This window comes from Streptomyces sp. NPDC048590, from assembly GCF_043199535.1.
GTDB lineage: Bacteria > Actinomycetota > Actinomycetes > Streptomycetales > Streptomycetaceae > Streptomyces.
The window spans coordinates 713,803-727,778 of sequence record NZ_JBICWC010000003.1 but is presented as its reverse complement, the minus strand read 5'-3'; the positions used below and the strand labels follow the sequence as shown (position 1 = coordinate 727,778).

Sequence of the window (13,976 nt, the reverse complement as noted above, 5' to 3'; positions counted from 1 at the left end):
AGGCGTACATGACCATCATCGACAAGACGGCGGATGTTCCTGCTCCGCGTGGTTCGGACGAGAGCGGCCCGCTGCTCGAGGTCCGCGACCTGCACGTGGAGTTCCACACCCGCGACGGCGTCGCCAAGGCCGTCAACGGCGTCAACTACAGCGTCAGCGCGGGCGAGACCCTCGCTGTGCTCGGCGAGTCCGGCTCCGGCAAGTCCGTGACCGCCCAGGCCATCATGGGCATCCTCGACATGCCCCCCGGCCGCATCCCCAAGGGCGAGATCTTCTTCCGCGGCCAGGACATGCTCAAGATGTCCAACGAGGAGCGCCGGAAGATCCGTGGCCAGAAGATCGCGATGATCTTCCAGGACGCCCTCTCCTCGCTCAACCCGGTCCTCTCCGTGGGCTACCAGCTCGCCGAGATGTTCCGCGTGCACCAGGGCCTCTCCAAGAAGGAGGCCAAGGTCAAGGCCATCGAGCTGATGGACCGCGTGCGGATCCCGGCGGCCAAGGAGCGGGTCAACGACTACCCGCACCAGTTCTCCGGCGGTATGCGTCAGCGCATCATGATCGCGATGGCGCTGGCCCTGGAGCCCGACCTGATCATCGCGGACGAGCCCACCACGGCTCTGGACGTGACGGTCCAGGCGCAGGTCATGGACCTGCTCGCGGAGCTCCAGCGCGACTTCAACATGGGTCTGATCCTGATCACCCACGACCTCGGCGTCGTCGCCGACGTGGCGGACAAGATCGCCGTGATGTACGCGGGCCGGATCGTCGAGACCGCCCCGGTCCACGAGATCTACAAGCGCCCCGCGCACCCCTACACCAAGGGGCTGCTGGAGTCGATCCCGCGCCTGGACCAGAAGGGCCAGGAGCTCTACGCGATCAAGGGCCTGCCGCCCAACCTGCTGCACGTGCCGTCCGGCTGCGCCTTCAACCCGCGCTGCTCGATGGCGCAGGACATCTGCCGTACCGAGATCCCGGCGCTGCGCCCGGTGACCGAGCAGGACGGCACCGAGCTGGCCGGCCGCGGCAGCGCCTGCCACTTCTGGAAGGAGACGATCCATGGCTGAGCTCGACAAGAAGTCCGTGGACGCCACCCCTAACGTCACCGAAGTGGCGACCGTCAACGCGGGAAGCGAGACGGAGTCCGTCGCCGCCCTCGACGTCCCGGTGTCGCGTGGGGAGCCGATCCTCCAGGTGCGCAACCTGGTCAAGCACTTCCCGCTGACCCAGGGCATCCTCTTCAAGAAGCAGGTCGGCGCGGTCAAGGCCGTGGACGGGATCTCGTTCGACCTGTACCAGGGCGAGACCCTCGGCATCGTGGGCGAGTCCGGCTGCGGCAAGTCCACGGTCGCGAAGCTCCTGATGACGCTGGAGCGGGCCACCGCCGGCGAGGTCTTCTACAAGGGCCAGGACATCACCAAGCTGTCCGGCCGCGCCCTGAAGGCCGTACGCCGCAACATCCAGATGGTGTTCCAGGACCCGTACACCTCGCTGAACCCGCGTATGACGGTCGGCGACATCATCGGGGAGACCTTCGAGATCCACCCCGAGGTGGCCCCGAAGGGCGACCGGCGCCGCAAGGTGCAGGACCTCCTGGACGTCGTCGGGCTGAACCCGGAGTACATCAACCGGTACCCGCACCAGTTCTCCGGCGGTCAGCGCCAGCGCATCGGGATCGCTCGCGGTCTCGCGCTCAACCCGGAGATCATCATCTGCGACGAGCCGGTCTCCGCGCTCGACGTGTCGGTGCAGGCGCAGGTCATCAACCTGATGGAGAAGCTGCAGGACGAGTTCAACCTCTCCTACCTCTTCATCGCGCACGACCTGTCGATCGTCCGGCACATCTCCGACCGGGTCGGCGTCATGTACCTCGGCAAGATGGCCGAGATCGGTACGGACACGCAGATCTACGACCACCCGACGCACCCCTACACCCAGGCGCTGCTGTCGGCGGTCCCGGTGCCGGACCCGGATGCCCGTGAGGGCCGCGAGCGGATAATCCTCGCCGGGGACGTCCCGTCGCCGGCGAACCCGCCGTCGGGCTGCCGCTTCCGCACCCGGTGCTGGAAGGCACAGGACAAGTGCGCCACCGAGGTGCCGCTGCTGGCGATCCCCGAGCGCTTCAAGGCCTCGGACACGCCCGCCGCGCACGAGTCGGCGTGCCACTTCGCCGAGGAGAAGGACGTCGTCCACGCGGCGTAGCACCTGATCGGCACCAGGAGGACGCCCGGCACCCGAGAGGGGGCCGGGCGTCCTCGCGTTCCGGCTGCCTCGTACGGCGGACGAAGACATGCGACGGAGTGTCATATGGGGTGATATGAGGCATTGAGCCACTCAAGGGAACCCTAGGAGGCACTCGATGCGCGGAGCCACACAGGCCAGGTGGGCCGCATGCGCCGTCGCCGTGGCCCTGACCGCCACGGCTTGCGGCGGAGGCGACAGCGGCGGGGGCGGTGGCGACGACGGGATCGTGAGCTCCTCATGGGGGGACCCGCAGAATCCGCTGGAGCCGGCGAACACCAACGAGGTCCAGGGCGGCAAGGTCCTCGACATGGTCTTCCGGGGCCTCGTGCGCTACGACCCCAAGACCGGCGAGGCCCAGAACGAGATCGCCCAGAAGATCGACTCGTCGGACTCGCAGAACTTCACCGTCACCATCAAGGACAACTGGACCTTCAGCAACGGCGAGAAGATCACGGCGAAGTCCTTCGTGGACGCCTGGAACTACGGCGCCGCGCTCAAGAACAACCAGAAGAACGCCTACTTCTTCCAGTACATCGACGGCTACGACAAGGTCCACCCCGAATCGGGCTCCGCCTCCGCCGCCACGCTGTCCGGCCTGAAGGTCGTCAACGACACGACCTTCACGGTCAAGCTGTCCCAGAAGTTCTCGCTCTGGCCCGACACCCTCGGCTACGCGGCCTTCGTGCCGCTGCCCAAGGCCTTCTACGACGACCACGACGCCTGGCTCTCCAAGCCGATCGGCAACGGTCCCTACACCATCGAGAGCTACGCCAAGGGTTCCTCGATGAACCTGCGCAGGTGGGACGACTACCCCGGTGCGGACAAGGCGCAGAACGGCGGCATCGACCTCAAGGTCTACACCGACAACAACACCGCCTACACCGACCTGACGGCCGGCAACCTCGACCTCGTCGACGACGTACCGGCCTCGCAGCTCAAGAACGTCGAGGCGGACCTGGGCGACCGGTACATCAACACCCCCGCCGGGATCATCCAGACCCTCGCCTTCCCCTTCTACGAGAAGGCCTGGGACACCCCCGGCGCGGTGAAGGTCCGCCAGGGGCTGTCGATGGCGATCAACCGCGACCAGATCACCGACCAGATCTTCCAGAAGACCCGCACCCCCGCATCCGACTGGACCTCGCCGGTCCTCGGCGAGGAGGGCGGCTTCAAGAAGGGCCTCTGCGGGCCCGCCTGCGTCTACAACAAGGCGGAGGCCAAGAAGCTGATCGAGGAGGGCGGCGGCATCCCCGGAGGCCAGCTGAAGATCTCGTACAACGCCGACACCGGCTCCCACAAGGAGTGGGTCGACGCGGTCTGCAACAGCATCAACAACGTCATGGGGAACAACAAGGCGTGCGTCGGCGGCCCCGTCGGCACCTTCGCCGACTTCCGCAGCCAGGTCTCCACCCAGAAGCTGACGGGCGCCTGGCGCGCCGGATGGCAGATGGACTACCCGCTGATCCAGAACTTCCTCCAGCCGCTCTACTACACCAACGCCCCGTCCAACGACGGCAAGTGGAGCGACAAGAAGTTCGACGACCTGGTCGACAAGGCAAACGCGGAGAGCGACAAGGCCACGGCGGTCAGCACCTTCCAGGACGCCGAGAAGGTCCTCGTCGAGCAGATGCCCGTCATCCCGCTCTGGTACCAGAACGGCAGCGCGGGCTACTCGGACAGGGTCGAGAACGTCTCGCTGAACCCCTTCAGCGTCCCGGTGTACGACCAGATCAAGGTCAAGTGACCCCCTGAGGCCGGGTGGCCGGTGCCGCACACGCACCGGCCACCCGGCCTTCCGGTCCCTCCGCCCGCCCACCCGAGGGGTGCCCTGCCGGGCTCGCGTGCCCCGGTGCCGCGCCTCGGCCCCCGGTCTCGCCCGGCCAGGGGAGGCCGATTCGCCAGACACCCCCGAGACCCCCGGAGCCCCACATGGGACGTTATGTGATCCGGCGGCTGCTGCAGATGATCCCCGTCTTCTTCGGCACCACGCTGCTGATCTTCCTCATGGTGAACGTGATGGGCGACCCCATCGCGGGCCTCTGCGGCGACCGCCAGTGCGACCCGGCGACCGCCGCCCAGCTGCGCAGCGAGTTCGGCCTCGACAAGCCGGTGTGGCAGCAGTACCTGACCTACATGGGCAACGTCTTCACCGGCGACTTCGGCACCGCGTTCAACGGTCAGAAGGTCACCGAGCTGATGGCGACCGCCTTCCCCATCACCATCAGGCTCACCATCGTCGCGATCGTCTTCGAGATCGTCATCGGCATCACCCTCGGCGTCGTCACCGGCCTGCGCCGAGGCCGGCCCATCGACACCACGGTGCTGATCCTGACCCTGGTCGTCATCTCCGTGCCGACGTTCGTCACCGGACTCCTGCTGCAGCTCCTCCTCGGCGTCGAGTGGGGCATCATCAAGCCGTCCGTCTCCTCCGAGGCGCCCGTCGACGAGCTCATCGTGCCCGGGCTCGTCCTCGCCTCCGTCTCGCTGGCCTACGTCACCCGGCTCACCCGCACCTCGATCGCGGAGAACGCCCGCGCCGACTACGTCCGCACCGCGGTGGCCAAGGGACTGCCCCGCCGCCGGGTCGTCGTGCGCCATCTGCTGCGCAACTCCCTCATCCCCGTCGTCACCTTCATCGGTACGGATGTGGGGGCCCTGATGGGCGGCGCGATCGTCACCGAGCGGATCTTCAACATCCACGGAGTCGGCTACCAGCTCTACCAGGGCATCCTCCGCCAGAACTCCCAGACCGTCGTCGGGTTCGTGACCGTCCTGGTCCTCGTCTTCCTGGCCGCGAACCTGATCGTCGACCTCCTGTACGCCGTACTCGACCCGAGGATCCGCTATGCCTGAGCAGAAGCCGTGGGACGACGCGACCGGCAGTGGGGCCATCTCCGGGGCCGGTGCGGGCGGTGCGATGGACCTCGCGGTGGACGAGGGCACCACACTGGAGAAGACGCCCGGCGGCCCCGAGGGCACCGGGCCCGCAGGCAAGCCGCGCAGCCTGTGGTCCGACGCCTGGCGCGACCTGCGCCGCAACCCGGTCTTCATCATCTCCGCGCTCGTCATCCTCTTCCTGGTGATCATCTCGATCTGGCCGTCCCTCATCGCCGACCAGGACCCGCTCGACTGCGACCTCGCCAAGGCCCAGGAGGGGTCCCAGCCGGGCCACCCCTTCGGCTTCGACGGGCAGGGCTGCGACGTCTACACCAGGACCGTCTACGGCGCGCGGACCTCCGTGGCGGTCGGTGTCCTGTCCACCCTCGGCGTCTCGCTCCTGGGCGGCCTGCTCGGCGGGCTCGCCGGCTTCTTCGGCGGCACCTGGGACGCCGTGCTCTCCCGGATCACCGACATCTTCTTCGGCATCCCCGTGGTCCTGGGCGGACTGGTCTTCCTGTCCGTGGTCACCAGCTCGACCATCTGGCCGGTGATCGGCTTCATCGTGCTGCTGGGCTGGCCCCAGATCGCGCGTATCGCACGGGGGTCCGTCATCACCGCCAAACAGAACGACTACGTCCAGGCGGCCAGGGCGCTGGGGGCCTCCAACTCCCGCATGATGCTGCGCCACATCACGCCCAACGCCGTCGCCCCCGTCATCGTCGTGGCGACGATCGCCCTGGGCACGTACATCTCGCTGGAGGCGACCCTCTCCTACCTCGGGGTCGGTCTCAAGCCGCCGGCCGTCTCGTGGGGCATCGACATCTCCGCTGCGTCCCCGTACGTCCGTAACGCACCGCACATGCTGCTCTGGCCCGCCGGAGCGCTGGCCGTCACGGTGCTCGCGTTCATCATGCTCGGCGACGCGGTGCGCGACGCCCTCGACCCCAAGCTGCGCTGAGGAGTTGGCCGCCATGTTGCTCGAAGTGCGCGACCTGCATGTGGAGTTCCACACCCGGGAGGGCGTGGCCAAGGCCGTCAACGGGGTGAACTACAGCGTCAGCGCGGGCGAGACGCTCGCGGTGCTCGGTGAGTCCGGCTCCGGCAAGTCCGTGACCGCCCAGGCGATCATGGGCATCCTGGACATGCCTCCGGGGAAGATCAGCGGGGGAGAGATCCTCTTCAAGGACCGCGACCTGCTGAAGCTCAAGTCCGAGGAACGCCGCAGGATCCGTGGCCAGGAGATGGCCATGATCTTCCAGGACGCCCTGTCCTCGCTCAACCCCGTGCTCAGCGTCGGGCAGCAGCTCGGCGAGATGTTCGTCGTGCACCGCGGGATGTCCCGGGGCGACGCCAAGGCCAAGGCCGTCGAGCTGATGGACCGCGTGCGCATCCCGGCCGCCCGGCAGCGGGTCGGTGACTTCCCGCACCAGTTCTCCGGCGGTATGCGCCAGCGCATCATGATCGCGATGGCGCTGGCCCTGGAGCCCGACCTGATCATCGCGGACGAGCCCACCACCGCCCTGGACGTGACGGTCCAGGCGCAGGTGATGGACCTGCTCGCGGAGCTGCAGCGCGAGCTCAACATGGGTCTGATCCTGATCACCCACGACCTCGGCGTCGTCGCCGACGTCGCCGACAAGATCGCCGTGATGTACGCGGGCCGGATCGTCGAGACCTCCCCCGTCCACGAGATCTACAAGGCACCCGCTCACCCGTACACCAAGGGCCTCCTCCGCTCGATCCCGCGCCTGGACCAGAAGGGCCAGGAGCTCTACGCGATCAAGGGCCTGCCGCCCAACCTGCTGCACATCCCGCCCGGCTGCGCCTTCAACCCGCGCTGCCCGATGGCGCAGGACGTCTGCCGCACGGACGTGCCCCCGCTGTACGAGGTGGACGAGGAACGACGGAGCGCCTGCCACTTCTGGAAGGAGACGCTCGATGCACGCTGAGGACACGGGGCGCGGGAGCGGCGCCGGAGGATCCACGCTGCTCTCGCACGCACGGCTGACCGGCCGGACCGGGCCCTACGCCGAGGGCGACCCGATCCTGGAGGTGCGCGGCCTGGTCAAGCACTACCCGCTGACCCAGGGCATCCTCTTCAGGAAGCAGATCGGCGCGGTCAGGGCCGTCGACGGAGTGGACTTCGACCTCGCGGCCGGAGAGACGCTGGGGATCGTGGGGGAGTCCGGCTGCGGGAAGTCGACCGTCGCCAAGATGCTGGTGCACCTGGAGCCGCCGACCGGAGGCGTGATCCGGTACAAGGGCGAGGACGTCACCAAGCTGTCAGGCCGCGCGCTGAAGGCGGTGCGCCGCAACATCCAGATGGTCTTCCAGGACCCGTACACCTCGCTCAACCCCCGTATGACGGTCGGCGACATCATCGGGGAGCCGTACGAGATCCACCCCGAGGTGGCGCCGAAGGGCAGCCGCAGGCAGAAGGTGCAGGACCTGCTCGACGTCGTCGGGCTGAACCCGGAGTACATCAACCGCTATCCCCACCAGTTCTCCGGCGGTCAGCGCCAGCGCATCGGGATCGCCCGCGGCCTCGCGCTCAACCCCGAGATCATCGTCGCGGACGAGCCGGTCTCGGCACTCGACGTGTCGGTCCAGGCCCAGGTGGTGAACCTGCTCGACCGGCTGCAGGCCGAATTCGACCTGAGCTTCGTCTTCATCGCGCACGACCTGTCGATCGTCCGGCACATCTCAGACCGGGTCGGCGTCATGTACCTCGGGCGGATCGTCGAGATCGGCACGGACCAGGAGATCTACGACCACCCGACGCACCCCTACACCCAGGCGCTGCTGTCGGCGGTCCCGGTGCCCGATCCGCACGCCCGTGAGCACCGCGAGCGGATCATCCTGCACGGCGACGTGCCGTCCCCAGCGAACATCCCCTCCGGCTGCCGCTTCCGCACTCGCTGCTGGAAGGCGCAGGAGCGGTGCGAACGCGAGGTGCCGCTGCTCGCGGTGCCGGCGGCGCTGCGCGACTCGGACACACCGGCCCGGCACGACTCCGCCTGCCACTTCGCCGAGGAGAAGCAGGTCGTCCCCCACGAGACGCCCGGAGCCCAGGACGTGCCCCCGCCGTCCGAGGGCACCCCCGACGGGAGGACGCAAGGGTCGGGCGAGGGTGACAAAGAAGGATAAGTAAGCCTCATGTCCGTTAACACAGAGGCAACTTGACTGTCGCCACACCGATATACGAACGCCCCACCATAGAGAGCGTACGGCCGTGCGGGTGCCGTGAACCGGCCGGGGCGTTCATCACGTCGCCCCGGCCGGTTACCCGCGCCCCGGGCTCCCCGGAGGTCCCCTTGTCCAACCGCGGACGGCGGTGGACCATCGACGGGTGATACTCACACGGGGAGCAAGAGTCACCGGAGCCGTCCTGTCCGCCGTGCTCGCCGCCATGGTCCTGGCCTGGATCGTCCGGGACATCCGCGCGGTGGGTGATCCGCTCGACCTGTTCCGCTACTGGGCCGGGTACACCGACACCCGCCCGAAGGCACTTCCCGCCACCCTCAGCGCCGACCCGGTGCTCCTCGTCGTGTACGTCTGCGCCTTCTTCGCCGCCCTGCGTTCCTCGGTGGCGGCCGCCGCGCTGGTCGCCACCGGACTGGTCACCGTCGCCCTCCGGCTGCCCGGTGTGTGGACCGTCGGCGCGTCCTGGACCGACGCGCGGTACGGGGACGAGTTGCGCACCCGCGCCCTTCTGGGGACCTTCGTCGCCCTGGCCGCGGGACTGGCCCTGATCATCACGGGTGCGGCGGGCCGCCGCGGGCCCACCGACTCGTACGAGCCGCTGCCCACCAGGCCCGGACGGGCGGCCGGCGTCACCGTGTTCGTGGTGCTCGGAATCTCGGGGGCCGTGGTGATCGCCTGGGAGGTCCGCCAGTTCCTCACCCTGCCCTCCGTGCTCTACCCCGACTGGTTCATCGGCGGACGGGTCGTCTCGATCGGGCTGACCGCCGCCCCGCCCGGCTGGAGCAGCGCGGTCCTGGCCGTGGTCTGCCTGGTGGTGGCCTGGACCGCGCTCTTCCGGGCGGTGCACGCGCGGCCCCTCGGCATGATCGCGGCCGCCTTCCTGCTGGTCTCCGGGGCGGCCGGGATCGCCCGCGCCTTCCACCACCGGGTGATCGACCGGATCGGGGACCTCGGGACCGAGCAGCAGTTGATGGTGCTCACCTCGTTCCTCTTCGCGCTGGCCGGGGCGGTGGCCCTCCCGGCCCTCGCCCGCCGCGGGTTCGAGGACGTGGAACGGCCACCGCGGGACGACCGGGGGTACGGATACCCGCACACCGGTGAACCGGGGTACGGATACCCGCGGCCGGACGCCCCCGGGTACGGCTACCCGCAGAGCGGCGGTCAGGGGTACGGATACCCGGGTTCGGGTTCGCCCGGATACGGATACCCGCAGTCCGGGGGAAGCCCCGGCTCACCGCCGCCGCCCGCGTCCCCTCCGCCCGGCTGGTGACAGGGCCGGGGTTCACGCCCGGGGCAGCCCCAGGGAACGCCTGAGGAAGTCCACCTGGAGCAGCAGCAGATTCTCGGCCACCTGCTCCTGCGGGGTCATGTGCGTCACCCCGCTCAGCGGCAGCACCTCGTGCGGGCGGCCGGCCGACAGCAGCGCCGAGGAGAGCCGCAGCGCGTGCGCGACCACCACGTTGTCGTCGGCCAGGCCGTGGACGATCATCATCGGCCGCGCGGTGGCGGCCGCCTCGGAGAGGCCTTCGTCGGTCACCAGGGAACTGTGCGCGTAGGCCTCGGGCTGCTTCGCGGGGTCGCCGAGATACCGCTCGGTGTAGTGGGTGTCGTAGAGCCGCCAGTCCGCCACCGGAGCCCCCACGACCGCGGCGTGGAAGACGTCCGGGCGTCGCAGCACGGCCAGCGCCGAGAGGTAGCCGCCGTATGACCAGCCGCGCATCGCGACCTTGGAGAGATCCAGCGGAAAACTCCCGGCCAGGGCGTGCAGCGCCTCGACCTGGTCGTCGAGGGTCAGGGTGAAGTCGTCCCTGATCGCCTTCTCCCAGCCGGGGGAGCGGCCGGGGGCGCCCCGGCCGTCCGCGACGACCACCGCGAAACCCTGGTCGGCGAACCACTGGGAGGTGAGATACGCGTTGTGCGCGGCGACCACGCGGCGGCCGTGCGGCCCTCCGTAGGGGTCCATCAGCACCGGAAGCGGACCGTCTGATTCCTGGTAGCCGGCGGGGAGCAGCACGGCGCACGGGATCCGCCGTGCGCCCCCTTCGGCGAGGCGGACCCTCGCGCTGAGGACCGGCTCCTGCGCGAGGTTGGCCACCGTCGCGATCCGCTTGCCGCCACGCATTACCCGCACGGATGTCCCGGGGCTCTCCAGGGACGCAGACACCAGCACCGTCACCTCACCCGCGCGTACCGCGGAGTGCACTCCCCGGCCCTCGCTGACCCGTTCCACACCCAGCTCGTTGACCCGGTACACATGGCTCTGGCCCGTCTCCGGGTCAGCCGCCCCCTCACCTGCGGTGGCCTGCACCAGGATGTCCGAATCGCCGATGTCCAGCACCGCCTGGATGTGCAACTGGCCGCCGGTCAGCGGCCGGTCGCCGACCGAGAGCACGCGCGCGCCCCCCTCGTCGGCGATCCGTACGAGCCGGCCGTCCGGGGCCCACGCGGGCACCCCGGCGAAGAGATCCAGCCATACGTCGTCCTCGTCGACATGCACCGTGCGTGTCGTGCCGCTCTCCGTGTCGACGGCCAGATGCAGCTGACTGCGCTGGTCACGGGCCTGCACCAGGATCAGCGGGGCGCCGTTGGGCGACCAGTGCACCCGGGCCAGGTACGGGAACCGGCCACGGTCCCAGACGACCTCCGTGCGGGTCCCGTCCAGATCCGTCACGAAGAGCCGCACCTCCGCGTTGGCCGTCCCCGCCGCCGGGTAGCCCACCTCGGCGGGCCTGTTGCCGGGCTGGGCGGGATCGGCGATCCACCACCGCTGTACGGCGCTGTCGTCGACCCGGGCGACCAGCAGGCGGTCCGACTCCGGCGACCACCAGAAGCCGCGGTAGCGGCTCATCTCCTCGGCCGCGAGGAACTCCGCCAGCCCGTACGAGACATGGTCGCTCTCCGGCTCGGCAACCGCCCGGTCGCCCTCGCCGTCCGCGCCCACCACCCTGAGCGTGCCCTTCGACACGTAGGCGATGTGCCGGCCGTCCGGGGAAGGGCGCGGGTCGATCACCGGTCCGGGCACCGGCAGGGCGTGCGCCGTGCCCGCCCGCAACTCGGCGACGTACGCCTTGCCGGAGAGCGCGAAGGCCGCCAACTCGACCGCGTCGTCGACCGCGTAGCCCACGACGCCGGCCGACCCCTCCCGCGTCCGCTCGCGCCGGGCCCGCTCCTGCGGGGACAGCTTCTCCGTCGAACCGCCCAGCAGGGAGCCGGGATCCACCGCCACCCGCTCCTCGCCCGTCGCGGTGTCCAGGACCATGAGCCGGTTGGCCCGGTCGGTGCCCGAGGCCGACCTGAGGAACAGCACCCGCGTCCCATCCGGTGAGACGGTGAAGGCCCGGGGTGCGCCGAGAGTGAACCGCTGGGTCCGGGCGTGCTGGCGGGGAAAGGACAGCTTCTGCGAGGTCATGGGTCCGAACCTAGCCCGCGACCGCCAATCCGTGCGCCCCTCGTGCTGCTGTGCCCCGATCAATGCGTCGGCACGGATAGTTATGATCCGTAGCGCTCGGTGGGTATATCCCCGCTGGCTCCATGTGTGCTGCCCGTCCCGACCGTACTGATGGAGGTGTACCGCCGTGGCGCTCTCGATTTCGGTGGTGGTGCTGCTGGCGATCGTCGTCTTCCTGCTGATCCGGAAATCCGGACTGAAGGGCGGACACGCGGTGGTCTGCATGCTGCTCGGCTTCTACCTCGCGAGCTCGTCGATCGCACCGACCATCTCGGAGGTGACGTCGAACGTGGCAGGCATGATCGGGGGGATCAAGTTCTGACGTACCGGGCGCCCCCGGCGCCCGGGAGACCTCCGGGCGCCCCCGGCGCAGTGGTGCGTTCGGCCCGGAGGGCGGTGTGCTCGTAGGGTGGTCCCATGAAGGACCTTCCCGCCCGGCGTCTGCTCCTGGTGCACGCGCACCCCGACGACGAGTCGATCAACAACGGCGCCACCATGGCGAGGTACGCGGCCGAGGGCGCGCACGTCGCCCTCGTGACGTGCACCCTCGGCGAGGAGGGCGAGGTCATCCCGCCGGACCTCGCCCACCTCGCCGCGGACCGCGACGGCGGCCTGGGCGAGCACCGCGTCGGCGAACTCGCCGCCGCGATGCGAGAGCTCGGGGTCACCGACCACAGGTTCCTCGGCGGCCCCGGCCGGTACCGCGACTCCGGGATGATGGGCACCGAGCAGAACCACCGGCCCGGCGCCTTCTGGGCGGCCGACCTCGACGAGGCGGCCGGCCACCTCGTCGAGGTGATCCGCACACTGCGTCCCCAGGTCCTGATCACCTACGACCCCGACGGCGGATACGGCCACCCCGACCACATCCAGGCCCACCGCGTCGCGATGCGCGCGGCGGACCTCGCGGCCGACCCCGCGTACGGCGCCGGCGCCGCCCACACCGTCTCCAAGATCTACTGGAACCGGGTGCCCCGTTCGGTGGCCGAGAAGGCCTTCGCGGTGCTGCGGGACACCGCCCCCGAAGCCTTCCCGGGGATCGCCCGGATCGACGACGTACCCGGAGTCGTGGACGACGCGGAGATCACCGCGGAGGTCGACGGGTCGGCTCACACCGGGGCGAAGACCGCGGCCATGCGCGCCCACGCGACCCAGATCGCCGTCGACGGACCGTTCTTCGCTCTTTCGAACGACCTGGGGCAGCCCGTCTTCACCACCGAGTACTACCAGTTGGTGCGGGGCACGCACGCCGGTGGCGGCGCGGGCCGGGAACGTGACCTCTTCGCGGGCGTGCCGGACGGCACCCCGGCGGCCGGAGCGCGCTCATGAGCAGCCGGCAGAGGCCGCGCGCGGCGTCGCACTCGCCACGCACCAACGCCCCGCCGAGGGCCCCCGAACCCACCGGTATCGCCGCGCCGCTCAACCCGGCGCGGATCCCTCTGTACGTGGGCCTCGCTGTGGTCGGCGCGGCCGTCGGCATCGCCGGCACCCTGGTCCAGGCGGCCCTCTTCCCCGGCGGGCTGCTGCTCGCGCTCGCGGCCTCCGCGGGGCTGTTCGTCGGCGGGCGCGTGCTCACCGGCCGACAACTCGGCGCGCTGGCGCCGGCGGCGGGCTGGCTCGTCTCGGTCGTCGTCCTCCTGGGCGGGCGGCCCGAGGGGGACTACGTCTTCGGGGCCGAGCTCGGCCTGATCCTCTTCATGCTCGGAGGAATGGCCGTCGCTGTGATCTGTGCCACGATGTCGCGGTTGCCTTCTCCGGCCGGTGACACCGGCCGACCTGGCGAGTGATCTGGTATGTCCGCTCCCGTAATGTCCCTCCGCGCGGCCACGGGTGCGGCCTTGTTGCCACCGGCGCGGAGAGTCTTGCGGTGACGGCCAGTATGGTGGTGCGCGCGCCGAGCCGTCCCCTGGCCTGCGGCATGGGGGAAGTACGGGCGGCGGAGCCAATCGGGAGAACCTGCTTTGAGTCGTGAAACTGACAGTTCGTCCTCCGGGCCCCAGGGGCGCGGCGGAGCCGCGTACCCCTCGGGTACGCCGCCGTACGGATCACGCCAGTATCCGTCGCTGCACCCGTCCCAGGACGGGCCGGAGGGAGCTCCGGAGCCTGCGGATCCGCCTCAGCCCGAGGAGCCCAGAACAGAGACGACGCTGACGACGCGCGTCCGGATCAACATCCCGGGATCGCGTCCGATCCCCCCTGTCGT

General features: G+C 69.9%; 12 protein-coding genes. 11 read left to right on the top strand and 1 reads right to left on the bottom strand.

Features of this window, described 5'->3' with window-relative positions; genetic code table 11:
• Window positions 1–8: 8 nt before the first annotated feature.
• The 8 genes from ACGFNN_RS11590 (at window position 9) to ACGFNN_RS11555 (ending at window position 9,595) form a co-directional block, all read left to right on the top strand.
• Window positions 9–1,064, top strand: coding sequence for an ABC transporter ATP-binding protein (locus ACGFNN_RS11590; protein WP_393554883.1), 1,056 nt, complete (start codon window positions 9–11; stop codon window positions 1,062–1,064).
• Window positions 1,057–2,199 (top strand): ABC transporter ATP-binding protein, encoded by a 1,143-nt coding sequence (locus tag ACGFNN_RS11585; protein ID WP_393554881.1) that lies wholly within the window; start codon window positions 1,057–1,059, stop codon window positions 2,197–2,199. Before ACGFNN_RS11590 ends, ACGFNN_RS11585 begins: the two co-directional genes overlap by 8 nt.
• A gap of 157 nt (window positions 2,200–2,356) precedes the next feature.
• Window positions 2,357–3,985 (top strand): ABC transporter substrate-binding protein, encoded by a 1,629-nt coding sequence (locus ACGFNN_RS11580; protein WP_393554879.1) that lies wholly within the window; start codon window positions 2,357–2,359, stop codon window positions 3,983–3,985.
• Window positions 3,986–4,170: 185 nt separating this feature from the next.
• Window positions 4,171–5,094, top strand: coding sequence for an ABC transporter permease (locus ACGFNN_RS11575; protein WP_362673165.1), 924 nt, complete (start codon window positions 4,171–4,173; stop codon window positions 5,092–5,094).
• Complete coding sequence (locus ACGFNN_RS11570) at window positions 5,087–6,079, top strand: ABC transporter permease (RefSeq protein WP_362539178.1); 993 nt, start codon at window positions 5,087–5,089, stop codon at window positions 6,077–6,079. Before ACGFNN_RS11575 ends, ACGFNN_RS11570 begins: the two co-directional genes overlap by 8 nt.
• Before the next feature lie 13 nt (window positions 6,080–6,092).
• Complete coding sequence (locus ACGFNN_RS11565; protein WP_393554877.1) at window positions 6,093–7,070, top strand: ABC transporter ATP-binding protein; 978 nt, start codon at window positions 6,093–6,095, stop codon at window positions 7,068–7,070.
• The gene (locus ACGFNN_RS11560; RefSeq protein WP_393554875.1) at window positions 7,060–8,268 is read left to right on the top strand and encodes an ABC transporter ATP-binding protein; all 1,209 of its coding nucleotides are present in this window, start codon (window positions 7,060–7,062) and stop codon (window positions 8,266–8,268) included. The genes ACGFNN_RS11565 and ACGFNN_RS11560 overlap by 11 nt, the downstream gene beginning before the upstream one ends.
• 202 nt (window positions 8,269–8,470) lie before the next feature.
• Entirely contained in the window at window positions 8,471–9,595 is a 1,125-nt protein-coding gene (locus ACGFNN_RS11555) for a hypothetical protein (protein ID WP_393554873.1), read from the top strand.
• A gap of 12 nt (window positions 9,596–9,607) precedes the next feature.
• Here ACGFNN_RS11555 and ACGFNN_RS11550 read toward each other — a convergent pair whose 3' ends face one another.
• Window positions 9,608–11,734, bottom strand: a complete 2,127-nt coding sequence (locus tag ACGFNN_RS11550) for a prolyl oligopeptidase family serine peptidase (protein ID WP_393554871.1) — start codon at window positions 11,732–11,734, stop codon at window positions 9,608–9,610.
• A gap of 166 nt (window positions 11,735–11,900) precedes the next feature.
• Between ACGFNN_RS11550 and ACGFNN_RS11545 the strand changes: the two genes are divergently transcribed.
• The 3 genes from ACGFNN_RS11545 (at window position 11,901) to ACGFNN_RS11535 (ending at window position 13,560) form a co-directional block, all read left to right on the top strand.
• Window positions 11,901–12,095, top strand: coding sequence for a hypothetical protein (locus tag ACGFNN_RS11545; RefSeq protein WP_362539193.1), 195 nt, complete (start codon window positions 11,901–11,903; stop codon window positions 12,093–12,095).
• Between the two features lie 95 nt (window positions 12,096–12,190).
• Window positions 12,191–13,102, top strand: a complete 912-nt coding sequence (mshB, locus tag ACGFNN_RS11540; protein WP_393554869.1) for an N-acetyl-1-D-myo-inositol-2-amino-2-deoxy-alpha-D-glucopyranoside deacetylase — start codon at window positions 12,191–12,193, stop codon at window positions 13,100–13,102.
• Window positions 13,099–13,560 carry a DUF6113 family protein gene (locus ACGFNN_RS11535; RefSeq protein ID WP_393554867.1) on the top strand — a complete coding sequence of 154 codons (462 nt, stop codon included), beginning with the start codon at window positions 13,099–13,101 and terminating at the stop codon, window positions 13,558–13,560. Before mshB ends, ACGFNN_RS11535 begins: the two co-directional genes overlap by 4 nt.
• Window positions 13,561–13,976: the final 416 nt, after the last annotated feature.

Coding starts and splice junctions, on each gene's coding strand:
- ACGFNN_RS11585 (WP_393554881.1), top strand. CDS start 1,057: ATGGCTGAGCTCGACAAGAAGTCCGTGGACGCCACCCCTAACGTCACC.
- ACGFNN_RS11580 (WP_393554879.1), top strand. CDS start 2,357: ATGCGCGGAGCCACACAGGCCAGGTGGGCCGCATGCGCCGTCGCCGTG.
- ACGFNN_RS11575 (WP_362673165.1), top strand. CDS start 4,171: ATGGGACGTTATGTGATCCGGCGGCTGCTGCAGATGATCCCCGTCTTC.
- ACGFNN_RS11560 (WP_393554875.1), top strand. CDS start 7,060: ATGCACGCTGAGGACACGGGGCGCGGGAGCGGCGCCGGAGGATCCACG.
- ACGFNN_RS11590 (WP_393554883.1), top strand. CDS start 9: ATGACCATCATCGACAAGACGGCGGATGTTCCTGCTCCGCGTGGTTCG.
- ACGFNN_RS11565 (WP_393554877.1), top strand. CDS start 6,093: ATGTTGCTCGAAGTGCGCGACCTGCATGTGGAGTTCCACACCCGGGAG.
- ACGFNN_RS11550 (WP_393554871.1), bottom strand. CDS start 11,734: ATGACCTCGCAGAAGCTGTCCTTTCCCCGCCAGCACGCCCGGACCCAG.
- ACGFNN_RS11535 (WP_393554867.1), top strand. CDS start 13,099: ATGAGCAGCCGGCAGAGGCCGCGCGCGGCGTCGCACTCGCCACGCACC.
- mshB (WP_393554869.1), top strand. CDS start 12,191: ATGAAGGACCTTCCCGCCCGGCGTCTGCTCCTGGTGCACGCGCACCCC.
- ACGFNN_RS11570 (WP_362539178.1), top strand. CDS start 5,087: ATGCCTGAGCAGAAGCCGTGGGACGACGCGACCGGCAGTGGGGCCATC.